Source organism: Algoriphagus yeomjeoni, from assembly GCF_003259505.1.
GTDB classification, from domain to species: Bacteria; Bacteroidota; Bacteroidia; order Cytophagales; family Cyclobacteriaceae; genus Algoriphagus; species Algoriphagus yeomjeoni.
In genome coordinates, this window is record NZ_QLLK01000002.1 from 392098 (window position 1) to 407971 (window position 15874).

The following is a 15874-nucleotide window of genomic DNA, read 5'->3' on the forward strand; positions in this document are numbered from 1 at the left end:
GTATTCATATTTAGAGGACTTGAATTTGGAAACCGGTCCATTTCTCAGTTTTGTTACCGAAACTAAAAATAAATAAAACCTCTTCTTACAGTCCTGTTCATAGTTCTAACAGGAATGATTAGAGTTTGGGAAAAAATCATATTGAACTAAGTATTCATTGCTATATCACGTTCAAAGTACCCTTGTTATTGATTGATAAATAGCTAGTTAAAAGTTAATCCAAAAAGAAAATCAATTTCTAATATGCTCCTAAAAGAATATTAATACGCTGACTATTGAAAAATCAAGCAACTCATACTAGATCATTAAAAGCTCAAAATCAAACTAATCGAAACCAAAGTCTGTAATTCCCCGTAGCGTAGGGTCATGAGCTAAGTATTAAGGCAAGGCTAAAACTCCACTTAAATCGCTGAAAATGAAAAAGTTATTTTTATACATGGTATTTACTATAACTACCATAGTTCCTGCATTTTCTCAAAGTATAAGCTCACAGATTTACGATTTCAATTTAGATCTCCCAACGTTTGAAAGCGATCTTGAATTTGATCTTGCACAAGGCTCAAGCAAATCATCTGAAGCAATTCAGTTTAGGCAGTTCAAAAACTTAGAAGATTTTCAGAACACAATCGAAAATAAAAACCTCCCATATAGACAAGACGAAAATTTAGTAGTCGTTAATCCTGATCCGGTTTATTCTTTGAGAATTTTGAAACCAACAGGGAATTATCCCATTCAGGTCTATAAGCCTGATTCTACAAAAAACTATACGCTATTAATTAAAAAATTCTAATTCGTCTTGTTCAGTAGGAGAAGTCAATTTCATTAAGCTTTCCAGCTTCTGTTAGCCTTTTTTTCGGCTTGATTTTTCTTGGCCTTTAGCCGTTTTTCTATTGCTCCTTTTTTAGGTTTGGTAGCTTTTCTTACGCGTTTCTTAAAAAATGCTTTGCGTAACAGGTCCTCAAACTTTCTGATCACGAGTTCCTTATTCTGAATCTGAGAGCGCTTTTCCTGAGATTGGAGTTGGAGCACACCTTCTTGGTCAGTTTTTGTACGCAACTTCTCTAATAACATTGCCTTTTCTTCTACACTTAAAAGTCCAGAATTAGGGATATCGAACTTTAACTGGACTTTGGTTTCGACTTTATTGACGTTTTGCCCTCCCGCTCCTCCGCTTCTGGAGGTTAGAAACTGAAGCTCACCAAGGAAGTCCCCTCGTTTTATTCGTTCCTCTATATTTCTCTCTTTGTAATCCATCTCTTTACATTTAATCAGCTGGGTCTTTAAATTAGTATTTGACCAACCAGCACGAAAATAAAATTAGGTGTAAACTTTTCCCTAAAAAAGAGAAAGTAAATAGTAATTTGTTACTTGACTTAACTCTGAAACCCAAAAACAATATGAAAAATAGAAGAGAATTCCTCCTAAAATCAGCCCTTGGCATAGGTGGACTTGCATTAGCCCCGTCTTGGCTGCAAGGTGCTCCAGCTATAATCAAGTCCTTCAACAAGCCAAACTCTTTGATCAATGGAGTACAGGTGGGTTGCATCACTTACTCATTCCGATCCATGCCTGATCAAAGTGCTGAAGCTACGCTCAAATACGTGGTGGATTCAGGACTTTCGGCTATAGAACTCATGGGAGATCCTGCTGAGTCTTTCGCAGGCAAGCCCGTAAATCCTGTGAATATGCAGGAAATGTATCCCTTGAGAAACAAACAAAGACGAGGTGAAGAACTCAACGCTGAGGAGAAAGCCAAGCTAGCTGATTTGAATGCACAAGCTGATGCCTATTCAAAAGAAGTCGCAGAGTGGAGAAGTAAAGTAGGAACTGCTCCTTTCGAGAAAATGCGGAAAATGTATAAAGATGCAGGCGTAAGTATTTATGCTTTCAAGCCTAATGCCTTCGGAATGAATGCCTCCGATGAGGAAATAGCTTACGGTATGACAGCTGCAAAAGCTCTTGGTGCTTCGCACGTCACGCTTGAACATCCTTCTAATGATGAGCATACGCTTCGATTAGGGAAATTGGGAGCGAAATATAAGATGTCGGTCGGTTATCATGGACATGAGCAAGAGACTTTCACATTTTGGGATACGGCTTTGGAGCAAAGCAAAAGAAACGGCTTGAATCTAGACGCTGGGCATTACATCGCTGCCGGAAATACAGACCTGATTCCTTTGATAGAAAAACAGCATAGTCACATCCTAAGTATGCATACCAAGGATAGACAAACGCCAGAAAATGGGAAAGGAAATCTACCTTGGGGAACTGGCGATACACCAATCCCAGAACTACTCAATCTTATTGCGAAAAATAAATATAAGTTCCCGGCAACCATAGAGTTAGAGTACAAAGTCCCTGAAGGTTCAGATGCAGTAAAAGAAGTTCAGAAATGTGTTGAATTTTGTGAAAAAGTGCTAGCTTAGATCAAAGATTTTGTTCTCCATGCAAAGTTTTTCAAACTATTTTTTGAAGCGGCGGTCGTGAAACACGCCGCTTTTTTTTTGATCAAAAAAAAACCACAGCTCCCGCTGTGGTTTTTAATATTAAGTTTTATGTATATCCGCTTTGTTACCAGTAAATAGATAAAAGCGACTTAATAGATGGTATACTCTAGCTTTGAGGCCGCTTCGGTCATCGGTCATCGGTCTTCTAGCCAACCAAAGAAAGAATCTAAGGTGACTGGCATCATTGCGGATAATCATATTAAGTTTTATAGTTCTTGTGGATTATTTAGAAAACATGGTAAACATCCACATTCTCTTCTCTAGATCCCCTACAAATGTTGTGAGCAAATCTGCCGAAGCGATATCATCAGCTTCTTCAGCGGCCTTAGCAGCTTTTCTATGAGATTGAGCTAGACTTCCTAGTCCATCAATTACATGCTTCACACATTCATCACCATTAGATACATCTGTGATCTCTTTGTGAATGGTGTTTTTCAAATAATCGGAATATGCATGTAAAGGTTTGAATCCAATAGTCACAATTCTCTCTGCCAATTCATCTATATTTTCATACAGCTGAGTATATAGCTCTTCAAATTTGATGTGTAGGTCAAAGAAGTTCTCGCCTTTCACATTCCAGTGAAACCCTCTCACATTTTGGTAGAAAATATGATAATCAGACAGCAAATCATTCATTTTATCTGATACATTTTTCATGGCTTTATTATCCAATTTCAAATGATTTCCGAGTGTTGCTTTTTGAGTATTCATATGTTATTCTTTTTTTAGATTAAGTTTTAAAATTATACTATTAATTATCCAAGGGGCGTGCCATGATCAGCCCACCCATAGGAACTAACGCCAACTAACCTCTTTGACTAATAGTCTTTGGAAAATCGTTTCATAGGACAAATTATATCTATAAACAGGCTTATTAGAATCCTATCAGCTTCAAAACCTTCCCGAAAAAAATTCCCCAATCCGTTGAAAAATTAGCTCATCAGCTATGTATTTTACAATAAAAGTGTCCTCAAAAAGCAGCTGAATAGAAAAAAACGTTGACTTCAATTTAAGATTATTGGAATAAGAACTTTCTTCAATTCTGGTCTTTTGGCAGTGCAAACAATTCCAAAAAAAAACCCGGAACTAAGTCCGGGCTAAAATGTATGTATTACTTATAAATCGTATTGCTTCATTTTGTTAAAGAGGGTTTTTCGATCTATTCCCAATTGCTTTGCTGCCTGAGTCCTGTTGTATTTCACTTCTTCTAATACTTTTTTCAAAACTTCGGCTTCGGCCTCAGCTGCTGCATCCTTCAGATTCAATGGTATTTTGCTTGGCTTAGCATCTGAGTTTCCAGAATCTGAGTCTATGAAATTAAACTTTTGAGAGTAGACGATTTCTGGAGGAAGCGCTGAAACAGACATTTTACCTCCGTCAGTTAATAAGGTAGCCCTGCGGATCACATTAAGCATTTCACGAAGATTACCAGGCCAAGGATATTCTTTCAGCACATCCATCACTTGTTCTTCAAAACCAAATACTTTTTTATTTAACTCCGCATTTGATAACTCAAGGAAATGATAGGCAAATGCTTCGATATCGGCAGTCCTGTGTCTCAAAGGAGGCACTGTAATACTAAATTCATTGAATCTAAAATAAAGGTCTTCTCTGAATTTACCTTCAGAAACAGATTTACGAAGGTCTTCATTGGAAGCTACTAATATTCTTACATCAATTGACTTATCCTTAGTCCCCCCTATTCTTCTCAGTTTTCGCTCCTGAACCAATCTTAATAATCCCACTTGGGTTTCATAAGACAAATTAGCGATCTCATCCAGAAAAATTGTCCCACCATCAGCTAGTTCAAATTGACCGGGTTTTTCTGATAAGGCTCCGGTAAAAGCTCCTTTTTCGTGACCCCATAATTCACTTCCTGCAAGCTCTTTGGTCAAGGCTCCACAATCTACCGCGATGAATGGTTTACCGGCACGCTCACTTTGATCATGGATCGTACGAGCTATATTTTCTTTACCAGCTCCACTTTCTCCATAAATCACCACACTAAGACTAGTCGGTGCTACTAATGCTACCTCTTTATATAATTTCTTTGACTCAGCTCCTGTTCCTTTGAGAAATTTGGAGTCTGTTTTCTGAGCTTTCGAATTAGAATCTTTTTTGAGATTATTTGCTTTGGAAAAAGTTTCTGTGTTTGACTTATTTGCTTTAGATGCAGCTAGTGCGCGTTCAATTAGATTGATTATTTCATCAGGAATCAAAGGTTTGGTAACGTAATCAAACGCACCATTTTTGATCACTTCAACAGCAATTTTCACATCAGCGTAGCCTGTAATAATTGCCACTTGAGTGCCTGGAGATATCTCTCTAACTTTCATTAGCACATCTCTACCCTCCATATCTCTGAGCTTGAAATCACAAAAAATAAGATCGAAAAAAGTCTTTTTGACCATGTCAAGGCCATTTTTCCCTGAAATAGTTGTTTCTACTTCAAACCCCTTTTTAGTCAGAAATCTTTCAAGAAGCTGACAAATATCTATGTTATCGTCTATTACGAGAATTTTAGCCATGATTTATTTGATGTTGGAGGTGTTTAATAACTGGCTCTGGACTACCTGATCCAATCGAGCAATGTTGAAGGGTTTACTTAAGAAATCTAATGCTCCATATTGAATAGCTTCCATTTTTACTTCGTTATGATCGAAAGCACTCATCATGATTATTTTGGATCGGAATTCACTGGAGTTGATATGTTTTAATTCATTCAAGCCATTGCCATCAGGCAGGTTCACATCCAAGAATACTAATTCTGGCTTAGAGTCATTAAATAATTTTCTTCCCTCTTTTAGTGTACCTGCGACAAGGACAGAAAAACCTTTTCTGCCCAAAAATCTGGATAAAAGCGATCTGATTTCAGGCTCATCATCTATAACTAATATTAGTTTATTCTTCATCACGTAGTCTTCTTAGCTCCTCAATCCTAGGTACATTCATTTTTTTTAATTGTCAGGTAGTAATTTTACATGTGGAAAAGATGTAAGAAAAGGCGCGACAACAAGCCGCACCTTTTCAAATTCTAAACCTATTTTCACTTCACTTTTTCTACTTTTTCTTTTGCTGCCTGAATAGCGGATTTAGTCGCCTCTACTCCTTCAGACTTAACTTCCAAAAACTTAGTCTTCATATCACCAAGAAGGGATTGAAAGTCACCAATAAGATTATTCAATTTCTTTTTTTGCGGTCCAAAATCATCCTTATTTTTATAAAGATATGCTCCTACCAATGCTCCGGTTATAAGTCCGCTTAACCATAGTGTTTTATTTACTGCTGATTTAGTCATAGTGTTTTTTAAGTTTAGAGATTAAATATTTTTTTCTTTGAAGTTTTCAATTTAAGGTCTCTTGAATTGTTTGCAATCGAACTTAAACTTGAACTCCTTTGCTTGTATAACTGTCAAATCTCGAATGAGTTTCCATTTGACCTTTATAATTTAGTTATTTGGGCTAGCAAGTTTTCGCTTGCATCTAAATTGATCGACCAGAAATCAATCTGAAAATCACAGCAATAATTGCTATTACCAGTAATACATGGATTAATCCTCCGGCGCTGTAAGCGAAGACTCCTACGAGCCAGCCTATAACCAGAATGACTGCGATGAAATACAATAAAGAACTCATAGTGTTGTTGTTTAGGTTGGTTATCTAGTTTATATCTTTTAACTCAAGTGGTATGCCTTTTTAACACAAATCAATGAAACCGTCGCCAAATCCTCTAAATAGCCTAATAATCACGATTGATTAAATATTTAAGGAAAACCCGTCGGTATTTTTGAGTAACAAATTCCCCAATTCAAGGAAAATCTATATGACAAAGAACGAAAACCCATCCATCCGTCAGGTCAAAATATACTCGATCGTGACTCTAATCCTGATTGTGGTGGGAAGTGCTATCTCTTATTGGACAGCGGGAAGAATAGAATTTTATACCAATGCGGTCATGCATACCTCAAATGTACTGCAGAGAGCAGGCGAGTTGTATTCCAGCATTCTTGAGAGAGAAACTAACATCAGGGGTTACGTGATCACTGGAAATGAAGAGTTTTTGACAAACTATAGGCAATCCAATATTGATGCAGACGTTTTGTTGACACAATTGCAGAATTTGACAGTGGACAATGGCGTGCAACAGAATAATATTGAAGAACTCAGAGGCTTAATAAACACTAGAGTCAGGACCTTTGAAGCTACCATTGACTACATCGAAGAACATGGCGATTTGGAAGGATTCCTGGATTCTAGTAAAGCCAATAATGCCCTTAGTGGCTATATAATGATAAAAAATGCGGTTTTACGCATCAATGAAGTTGAAAACAATCTTTTCCAGGAAAGAAACCAAAGCTTGATCAATAATATCAATGCATTACCTTTTATCGTTGGCCTTATTTCTATCTTTTCAATCACTATTGGATTGGTGACTTTTTTCTCTATCTACCAATACAATAGAGCTCAAGTGGCTGCAGATAGTGACAGAACTATTTTTCAGGAAAAACTCAAAGATCAAATAAACCTGCTGGATGACTCCAACAAGGAACTGGAACAATTTGCATATGTCGCATCCCACGATTTGCAAGAGCCACTACGAAAAATCACAGCGTTTTCAGACCTACTTAAAGAACAATTTGCCGATAAACTAGAAGGCGATGGAGAACTATACCTTAATCGTATCACAGCAGCTGCAATTCGGATGAGGCGATTAATTACCGATCTTTTGGAATACAGCAGAGCCGGTAAAATTGAAAATGACCAAATTAAGGAAGTAAAACTGTCAAAAGTCATCACGGAGATGCTTGAAGACGTAGAAGTGGCCATTCAAGACAAATCTGCTAAAATAAACGTAGGGAATTTACCTGATGTCTATGGTGCTGAAACAGAGTACCGACAAGTATTTCAAAACCTAATTTCAAATTCAATCAAATTCTCCAAACCAGACACAAATCCAGAAATCTCAATTACTTCAGAAGCAGCAAGTACTGAACTTGTGAAAAAATTTCCAACCCTTGATAAAGAAGAGAAATATCATTTAATTAAAGTATCTGATAATGGAATTGGGTTTAACAAAGAATACTCGGATCGAATTTTTTCGATCTTCCAACGGTTACATGGCAAGAAAGAATATGAAGGGACCGGTATAGGACTTTCGATTACTCGCAAAATCATCGAGAAAAATGGCGGAGTAATTTTTGCAGAGAGTAGTCCTTCTAATGGCGCCATATTTAACATAATCCTGCCATTTATCAGTACTTAATACAGTAATAGTTAGGACTAGCTTTATTTCTAAAAATCATACCTATCTTTTCATCAGAATCTAACCCTTGTTCGTCAAAGACTTCATGCTCATGTCCTTCGAGAAACCCATCCAAATCCTAGTCGCAGAAGACGATGAAGATGATAAATTATTAATTTTAAAAGCCTTTGAAAGAACTTTACCAAAGGAAAAAGTCACCTGCGTTGATGATGGTGAGGCACTTTTGAAATATTTAAAGCGCATCGCACCATACAATGACCTGCTGAAATACCCTAGACCAGATATTATTCTGCTTGATCTTAATATGCCTCGAGTAGGTGGTAAAGAAGCGCTCGCTGAAATTAAAAGTTGCGAAGACCTTAAATCTATTCCGGTCATTATATTCACTACGTCCAGTAATGTTGATGATATACAGATTACCTATAAAATGGGGTCAAGTAGCTTTATCACAAAGCCTGGATCATTTGAAGAATTAGTCAAAGTCACTGAAGAAATTGAAAATTATTGGTCGAAAACTGTATTGTTACCAGACTAATCAAAAAATATGTTTAGCGGAAAAATTATAAAAGTACTTTATGTAGACGATGATCCAGATGATTTTTTATTGGCATCTAGTCTTCTCAAAAAAATCACTGATACCACCTATATACTAGAAGGAGCTACTAGTCTTGAGGAAGCCATTCCAAAACTGGATGAAAGCTTTGACCTGTTCTTAGTCGATTACAGATTAGGGAAAGACACAGGATTAGAACTTATCCGCGAGATAAAATTAGTTAGAAAACACGCTCCTGTAATCATGCTCACGGGTATGAGTACCGGAAACATCGATAAAGAAGCGCTTAACCTTGGCGTTTCAGATTACCTAGTTAAAGGTGAATTTGATGCGCAGACTCTCGATAGAACGCTGAGATATGCTATTCGAGACGCGCAGTTGATGGAGTCTCTTTCTAGTGCAGCAGTTAAGTTCAGATCGATATTCGAGCTCGCCACTGATCCATTTCTTTTAATGGATTACGAAGGTGAAATTTTGGAAGTCAATCCCGCCTTTCAGAAAAAATTCGGACTCAAAGCACATGATCCAAATTCTGATGAAACTTATTATTTCAAAGACTTATTGCCTGATGAATCTTCACGTCAAGAATTGGAGCAATTATTCTTAAATGGCGAGGAGCTATACGATATGGAAGCCCTCTTGACTATCGAACATGGCCATTCCATCAATAGCTTGATAAGCATAGTCAAGCAGGATGTAAATATTTATCAAGTTCTTATCAAAGATCTAAGTGCCATCAAAGCGAAAGAAGAGGAAGAACATAATCTTAAAAAATTCTCTTCTACAGGCAGAATAGCGAGGCTGCTTGCGCATGAGGTCAAAAACCCATTGACCACCATTCTCCTATCTGCTGACCAGCTTCATATGGAGCTACCTGAGTCAGTGTTAGTAGAAAGTGGAGATTTGATTGACGTTATCCGCAGGAATTGCGACAGAATAAATCATCTGGTGACTCAACTGTTAGATAGCACAAGATTCACAGAATTGGATGCTAAAAATCATTCGATCAATACCCTTTTAGATGAAGCGCTGGAGCATGTCAATGACCGGATAGATTTTAAGGGAATTACCATTCAAAAACAATATCAAACCGATATCTGCGACATAAGTGTAGATGGTGAAAAAATTAAAATCGCATTGATAAACCTTATTGTAAATGCAATAGAAGCCATTCCAGAAAAAGCAGGAAAGCTCATTTTAAAAACATCCATTAAAGAAAATCAATGCCGAATTGAAATCAAGGATAATGGTGAAGGAATTCCCAAGGAAAATCTAGAACGACTATTTGAACCATTCTTTACCAGCAAAGCAGCTGGCTCCGGTCTTGGGCTTACCAATACGCAAAACATCATTTTAAGTCATGGTGGATCTATTCGAGTAAAAAGTGAAGTAGGTAAAGGGACTTCTTTTTTAATCACTTTTAATATTCCGAGTTAAATAATCTAAGTACCCTAAAGAGAGGGTGAAATCGACTTCCAACTATCTATTGCAAAATACTTTTAATGATAGAATTTCAAGGGAAATTAGCTGCATTTGAGTTCAACCATTGGCAATATCACATTCCAATTTCCGATGGTATCTCCAAGCAAATGATGGATGAAAATCATCGTCGGGTTTTGGTATGGATAAAAAACGAAGGACCATTTCATATGGCGCTGATGAAAGCAAAGGATTATTGGTATGTCCTGATTAATCAGGAGCTGCGCAAGCGGTTGAACCTATCCGAAGAGACCTCCTTTTCGCTTAAAATAGATCGAGATCACAGCGAATATGGCCATGAAATGCCAGAAGAACTTCAAGTCCTGATGGATCAGGATGAGGAAGGTGCTACCTTTTTCAAAAGTCTAACTCCAGGAAAGCAACGAATGATGGTTTATACTGTGACAAAGGTGAAAAATCCGGAAAGTCGAATGAAGAAAGCACTAGCAATTATTCATCATCTCAAACTCGTCAAAGGAAAGTTAGACTACAAGCAACTGAATGAGTTGATAAAGTATTACAATAAGTTATAGTAAATACGCGCTGTCTTAGCTTACTTTTTGTATTTTGAATTTTACTCAATTTTTACCGCTATAATGAAGAAACTGCCAGACATAAATTGTGATTTAGGTGAAGGCATGCCAAACGAAAAACAGATCTTTCAATTCATAGATACAGCCAGTATTGCATGTGGAGGTCACTTTGGGGATGAAAACTCAATCAATGAAAGCTTGGAATTAGCTTTGATTTACAAGAAAAAAGTTGGTGCTCATCCCTCCTATCCTGATCAAAAGAATTTCGGAAGGAAAACTATGAAGATTTCTGATAAGGATCTTAAGAAGTCAATTTTGGTTCAAATATTAAAATTTGAACAATTGGCAGAGAAATCTGGAATCACAATGGATCACATCAAATTCCATGGAGCCTTATACAATGAAGCCGCAGCGGACGCCGAATTGGCGGATAGTCTCACAGATTTTATCGCTAGTCATTTCCACAATACCCCGATTTTTGCTCCCCCACATTCTCAGTTGGAAAAGTACATCAAGCAGAAGAATTTGTGCCAGCGAGTTGAAGTTTTTGGAGACAGAAGGTATTTGGATAATTACCAGTTGGTGCCAAGGTCAGTATTTGGGTCTCATTTGATTTCAGAAAGTGAAATCTCCCCCCCGCTCAAATCTTTGCTTGAAAAAGGCTATTTGCTATCAGATTCAGGCAAAAAACTACCTTTCCAGCCTGACACCATTTGCTTCCATGGAGACAATCCAGGAATACAGGACTTTTTGCCAAGAATCAGAAAAAAATTCTGGACATGAAACCGAAGTTCAAACAAATCTCTCCTTTGATTTGTGAATTTGAATGGGAATCCAACGTGTCAGATCTATTGCTAGAAGAGCAACTAGGCTTCAAATCGGCACTTGAAAAAGACTTTAGCGCTGAACTGTGTGAACTTCGAATGGGATTCAAAACCGTTTCAGTTTTATTTTCAAAACCGAGAATAGATTTTGAAATCAAAAACTGGCTGGAATCCATTTCTTTGGAAAAATCAACCCATTCACTGCCAGAAAAAATCTGGGAAATCCCAGTGTGCTATGCTTCAGAGACTGGCCGAGATCTGGAATCCTTAGCAAAGACTAAAAAGATAAGCGTAGAAGAATTAATAACGCTGCATTCCAAGCCACTTTACAGGCTTCATTTCTATGGTTTTCTACCTGGATTCATGTATTTAAATGGACTTCCAAAAACCCTTCATACTTCAAGAAAAAGCGTTCCAGATCGAGAAGTTCCAGTTGGTTCTGTAGCTATCGGCGGCGTACAAACTGGAATCTATCCCTCTTCCAGTCCCGGTGGCTGGCATTTGATAGGTCAAACTCCACTACCTTTATTTAACCCTAGTTTAGACATCCCAGTATTTGCGGAAGTTGGAGAGAGAATAAAATTCACTCCAATTACTTTTCAGGAATTTGAGCATTTAAAAAGAAATCCTAAACCACCAAAGTTCAGATGATACGGGATATCGGCTATATGAAAATCCTAAAAACCGGTCCTGGAACCTCCATTCAGGATTTGGGGAGAGTTGGATTTGCCCAGTTTGGCGTTCCCAGTTCTGGGACTTTGGATTTGCGCTCGTTTGCTTGGGTAAATCATTTGCTTCAAAACGAAGAATCTGACGCAGCTCTGGAAATTTGCCAGCCGGGATTGAATGTAAAATTTGATGCACCTACTTTGATTTGCCTTGGTGGTGCCAAAGTAGCTGTAAAGCTTAATGGAAATGTTCTTTCTAATCCCAGTTTACTGCCTATTCAAGCAAATGATCTTCTGGAAATCGGCTCTATGGAAATTGGGGCAGTGCTTTATCTAGGCATCAAAAATGGATTTCAGGCTGAGAAAATGATGAACTCCAGAAGTTGGTTTGAAGGAATTACAAAGTCAGGTTCCGCCAAAAAAGAGCAAAGTATCCCCTATTTCACAATTCAGGAAATCCCAAAGATGACTGCTTCCAAAGTAAAACTAGATACAAGTTGGCTACAGGAAAAAATCATAGCAGCTTATCCTGGGCCTGAATGGAACTTATTAGATAAAGATTCACAGGAAAAGCTTGAATCCAGTGAGTTCACGATCTCGGATCTAAAAAACAGAATGGCAATTCAACTCACGGAATTACTTCCAAACAATATCCCTGAGATGGCAACTTCAGCAGCTTTCCCTGGAACAGTCCAACTTACCTCAGGAGGTAGATTATTAGTGTTGATGATGGATGCTCAAGTTACTGGAGGATACCCTAGAATTCTACAACTTACAGAACATTCAATTTCACTCATCGCTCAAAAAAAGCCACAAGAAAAAATCATTTTTAAACTAAAAAAGCTCTGATTTCTCAGAGCTTTTTTTTTAAACTGGCTAATTCAAAATATTATCTACCCTTAGTCGGGTCTGTGTGATGGAAAGCTAGTTATTAGTAAAAACCTCAAGGAATATGAAAACTTGTTGACTGACATGAATTTTATGAGAGTTCACAATAGTTTTTTGATCAATCTACAAGAGGTGAAAAAATTCGTCAAATCTGAAGGAGGCTACATCGTCATGAACAATGATAAGCAAGTCAGTATTTCCAATTCCAAGAGAGATGATTTCATGAAGCGAATGGGAATTTGACTTTTTTAAAAAAATTCCCAAAAAACACGATTCAAATTTGAGTGAAGTAAAATAGCCTGTTATCTTAACGTATCATTTTTATAACCCAAAAACCATGGATGCAGGCTTAAAATCAAATATTTTGTCTCAGGGAATGAACCCTGATACCGTAGCACAACAAATTCAACATTTCGAAAACGGCTTCCCTTTTCTCAATATCACAGCACCAGCCACACCTGGAGATGGAATAAAAGTTTTGAGTGATAAGGAGCTAAGGCATTTCTTGATAACCTATCCAGAAAAAGCATCCAAAGTTGAAGTCTTGAAATTTGTTCCTGCCAGTGGGGCGGCATCTCGAATGTTTAAAGATCTTTTCGCTTTTCTGGAAGGTGATGGCGATATCAGCAAATCTGCTTTTGTTCAGAAATTCATGAACAACATCGAGAAGTTTGCCTTTTATGAAGATCTTGATGAAGTCTTAGAAGGTCAGGGAAGTAGCATATATCATGCGCTTGACACAAAAGATTATAAAAGCATTCTGGCTGCGCTACTTTTGGATGAAGGGCTTGGTTACGGAAATTTACCCAAAGGATTATTGAAATTTCACCGCTACAAAGACGGTAGAAGAACTCCTGCCTATGAGCATCTGATCGAGGGAGTGCAATATGCTGTCGGGAAAGGGTCTATAGTCAAAATACACTTCACAGTTTCTCCTGAGCATGCTCCCAAATTCAAAGCGGAAATAGAAAAGATACTTCCGGAAATAGAGAAAGAGTTTGGAGTAAACTTCGAAATCAGCTACTCTCAGCAGAAGAAATCTACCGATACCATCGCTGTAAACACAGATAACACACCGTTTATGGAAGAAGATGGAAGTATCCTCTTCAGACCAGCTGGACATGGAGCTTTGCTAGAAAATCTTAATGATGTATCCGCTGACCTGATCTTTATCAAAAACGTGGATAATGTGGTTCCTGATAGATTGAAAGACGAGACTAAAACCTATAAAATGGCCATAGGCGGAATGCTTCTGGAAGCTCAGGAAAAAGTCTTTGCCGCACTTAGTGACTTAGATAAAAGAGAAAACGAACAATCCGTAGCTAAAGCAGAAGAAGTATTGACAAATGATTTGGGGGTGAAAGTCCCAGAGGATTTTTCTCACCTTTCCATTGAGGCTAAAGCTGCATTTTTGAAAGTCAAACTCGACCGTCCAATACGTGTTTGTGGAATGGTGAAAAACACAGGAGAACCAGGAGGAGGCCCATTCTGGGTAATGGAAGAAGATGGATTCCAATCACTTCAAATCCTAGAAACTGCCCAGATCGATTTGAACGATCCCGCCGCAAAAGAACACTTCAACGCAGCTACCCACTTCAATCCAGTTGATTTGGTATGTGCTACCAGAAATTATAAAGGAGAGTCATTTGACCTGTTGCAATACAGAGATATGATGACTGGCTTTATCACTGAGAAATCAAAAAGCGGCAAAGATCTCAAAGCGCTTGAATTACCTGGGCTTTGGAACGGAGCTATGGCTGGATGGAATACTATCTTCGTAGAAGTTCCGCTGATCACCTTCAACCCAGTGAAAACGGTGAATGATTTGTTAAGGGACGAACACCAATAAAAATTAAAAAGCTGAAGTCTAAAATTTTCAGATTTTTGACTTCAGCTTTCAAAATTCACTCTTCTTTTTTTCCTTCGTACAAGTCGTATTTCAACAAGCGGCAGTCAATCGTTCCATTCCAGAATTCGATTCTTCGGCTGGCTTTAAGTCCTATTTTTTTGGCCAATTCAAGATTTCCGGTGAAAATATACCCTCTGTATCCGGCGCATTTTTGTTTCAGGAAATCTCCCATTCTCTTATAGGTTAGTTCCAATTCATCATTCTCCCCTAGCCTTTCGCCATATTCCGGGTTGAACATGATCACGCCACGAGGACGCTCAGGAATTTCTGTTTCCGCGAAATCACATACCTGGAATTCGATCATGTGATCCACTCCCGCAGTAATCGCATTCTCTTGCGCAAAAGAAATCGCCTGTAACGAAATATCAGAGGCAATAATTTTCAAATCAGGAAGCTCTATGATTTTACTTTCCAGCTTTTTCTTCTTTGCCAAAAAGGCCTGCTCATCGTAGCCCAATAGGTGCTGAAATGAATAATGATCTCTGTAAAGCCCCGGATAACGCTTCGTCGCCATCAATGCAGCTTCTATCGCCAGTGTCCCAGATCCACACATGGGATTGATAAAAGGAACTCGGGTATTCCACTCCGTAGCGTAAATCGTCGCGGCTGCCAGTGCTTCCATCATAGGAGCTTTTCCTGGGATTTTACGGTAACCATGCTTTGCAAGTGTATCTCCTGAAGTATTGATGTAAACCGAGCACTGGGTTTCCTTCCAATAAACCTGGAAAACCAAGCCATTAAAATCCGAACCAGAATCCGGTCTGCGTCCTTTCAGCTCGCGAAATCGATCAACAATAGCATCTTTAGCTTTGACATTGACAATTAGCGGAGTTGTGATACTTTCATTTTCTGCAACAGAATTTACAGAGAAATAGCCATCCACATCCAGATAATCTTCCCAAGGAATCGCCTTGAATCTGCGGTAGATATCGTCTGCATTTCGCAGGTAAAAAGACTTGATTTCATACAGAACTTGGGAGGCTGTGCGCAAATGAAGATTGAGATCCATACATTCTTCCATGGTAGCTCTTAATTCTATTCCTGTTCTTGTGACAGCTTCGGGCACAAATCCCAGTTCACGTACTTCTTTTTCCAAGTAAGAAACAGAGCGATCCTTACAGGTGATAAAAACTTTTCCTTTGAGATTAAAATCAAGCATGCGCAAAAGTAATGAATGCCAATGAGAAGTACTTCTCAAACCTGGAGTTGATTCTTTGGGATAGGTTCACAAATCGAGATCGGGAAAACCCA

At 38.2% G+C, this 15874-nt stretch carries 17 protein-coding genes and 1 pseudogene; 11 read left to right on the plus strand and 7 right to left on the minus strand.

Annotation, left to right across the window (positions count from 1 at the left end; all coding sequences use genetic code 11):
* The first annotated feature begins 415 nt into the window (after positions 1-415).
* Complete coding sequence (locus LV83_RS05005; RefSeq protein WP_146613689.1) at positions 416-790, plus strand: hypothetical protein; 375 nt, start codon at positions 416-418, stop codon at positions 788-790.
* A 32-nt stretch (positions 791-822) separates the two neighbouring features.
* Here LV83_RS05005 and arfB read toward each other — a convergent pair.
* A pseudogene (gene arfB, locus LV83_RS05010) lies at positions 823-1194 on the minus strand (alternative ribosome rescue aminoacyl-tRNA hydrolase ArfB); the annotation flags it as partial.
* Between the two features lie 203 nt (positions 1195-1397).
* On the opposite strand from arfB, the gene LV83_RS05015 reads away from it, so the two are divergent.
* Positions 1398-2426 (plus strand): sugar phosphate isomerase/epimerase family protein, encoded by a 1029-nt coding sequence (locus tag LV83_RS05015; RefSeq protein ID WP_111610437.1) that lies wholly within the window; start codon positions 1398-1400, stop codon positions 2424-2426.
* A gap of 303 nt (positions 2427-2729) precedes the next feature.
* Here the strand turns inward: LV83_RS05015 and LV83_RS05020 are convergent, their stop codons facing one another.
* The 5 genes from LV83_RS05020 to LV83_RS05040 all read right to left on the minus strand — a co-directional run bounded on the left by LV83_RS05020 (position 2730) and on the right by LV83_RS05040 (position 6142).
* Entirely contained in the window at positions 2730-3218 is a 489-nt protein-coding gene (locus LV83_RS05020) for a Dps family protein (RefSeq protein WP_111610438.1), read from the minus strand.
* A gap of 404 nt (positions 3219-3622) precedes the next feature.
* Complete coding sequence (locus LV83_RS05025) at positions 3623-5035, minus strand: sigma-54-dependent transcriptional regulator (RefSeq protein ID WP_111610439.1); 1413 nt, start codon at positions 5033-5035, stop codon at positions 3623-3625.
* Between the two features lie 3 nt (positions 5036-5038).
* Entirely contained in the window at positions 5039-5419 is a 381-nt protein-coding gene (locus LV83_RS05030) for a response regulator (protein WP_111610440.1), read from the minus strand.
* 134 nt (positions 5420-5553) lie between these two features.
* Positions 5554-5805 carry a hypothetical protein gene (locus LV83_RS05035; RefSeq protein WP_111610441.1) on the minus strand — a complete coding sequence of 84 codons (252 nt, stop codon included), beginning with the start codon at positions 5803-5805 and terminating at the stop codon, positions 5554-5556.
* 184 nt (positions 5806-5989) lie between these two features.
* A complete protein-coding gene (locus LV83_RS05040) occupies positions 5990-6142 on the minus strand; it encodes a lmo0937 family membrane protein (protein WP_111610442.1) in 153 nt (50 codons plus the stop codon).
* Positions 6143-6329: 187 nt separating this feature from the next.
* Between LV83_RS05040 and LV83_RS05045 the strand changes: the two genes are divergently transcribed.
* From LV83_RS05045 to LV83_RS05085, 9 genes are all read left to right on the plus strand, one after another.
* Positions 6330-7769 carry a sensor histidine kinase gene (locus LV83_RS05045; protein ID WP_111610443.1) on the plus strand — a complete coding sequence of 480 codons (1440 nt, stop codon included), beginning with the start codon at positions 6330-6332 and terminating at the stop codon, positions 7767-7769.
* A gap of 91 nt (positions 7770-7860) precedes the next feature.
* Entirely contained in the window at positions 7861-8304 is a 444-nt protein-coding gene (locus LV83_RS05050) for a response regulator (RefSeq protein WP_111610535.1), read from the plus strand.
* A gap of 9 nt (positions 8305-8313) precedes the next feature.
* Positions 8314-9759: an ATP-binding response regulator gene (locus LV83_RS05055; protein ID WP_111610444.1), complete on the plus strand. Its 1446-nt coding sequence runs from the start codon at positions 8314-8316 to the stop codon at positions 9757-9759.
* 65 nt (positions 9760-9824) lie between these two features.
* A complete protein-coding gene (locus LV83_RS05060; protein WP_111610445.1) occupies positions 9825-10334 on the plus strand; it encodes a YdeI/OmpD-associated family protein in 510 nt (169 codons plus the stop codon).
* A 63-nt stretch (positions 10335-10397) separates the two neighbouring features.
* Positions 10398-11117, plus strand: a complete 720-nt coding sequence (locus tag LV83_RS05065) for a LamB/YcsF family protein (RefSeq protein WP_111610446.1) — start codon at positions 10398-10400, stop codon at positions 11115-11117.
* A complete protein-coding gene (pxpB, locus tag LV83_RS05070; RefSeq protein WP_111610447.1) occupies positions 11114-11809 on the plus strand; it encodes a 5-oxoprolinase subunit PxpB in 696 nt (231 codons plus the stop codon). The genes LV83_RS05065 and pxpB overlap by 4 nt, the downstream gene beginning before the upstream one ends.
* Complete coding sequence (locus tag LV83_RS05075) at positions 11806-12675, plus strand: 5-oxoprolinase subunit C family protein (RefSeq protein WP_111610448.1); 870 nt, start codon at positions 11806-11808, stop codon at positions 12673-12675. The genes pxpB and LV83_RS05075 overlap by 4 nt, the downstream gene beginning before the upstream one ends.
* 81 nt (positions 12676-12756) lie before the next feature.
* Positions 12757-12957: a LytR/AlgR family response regulator transcription factor gene (locus LV83_RS05080; protein WP_262510736.1), complete on the plus strand. Its 201-nt coding sequence runs from the start codon at positions 12757-12759 to the stop codon at positions 12955-12957.
* Positions 12958-13051: 94 nt separating this feature from the next.
* Positions 13052-14563 (plus strand): DUF4301 family protein, encoded by a 1512-nt coding sequence (locus LV83_RS05085; protein WP_111610449.1) that lies wholly within the window; start codon positions 13052-13054, stop codon positions 14561-14563.
* A 55-nt stretch (positions 14564-14618) separates the two neighbouring features.
* Here LV83_RS05085 and LV83_RS05090 read toward each other — a convergent pair whose 3' ends face one another.
* A complete protein-coding gene (locus LV83_RS05090; protein WP_111610450.1) occupies positions 14619-15782 on the minus strand; it encodes a THUMP domain-containing class I SAM-dependent RNA methyltransferase in 1164 nt (387 codons plus the stop codon).
* Positions 15783-15874: the final 92 nt, after the last annotated feature.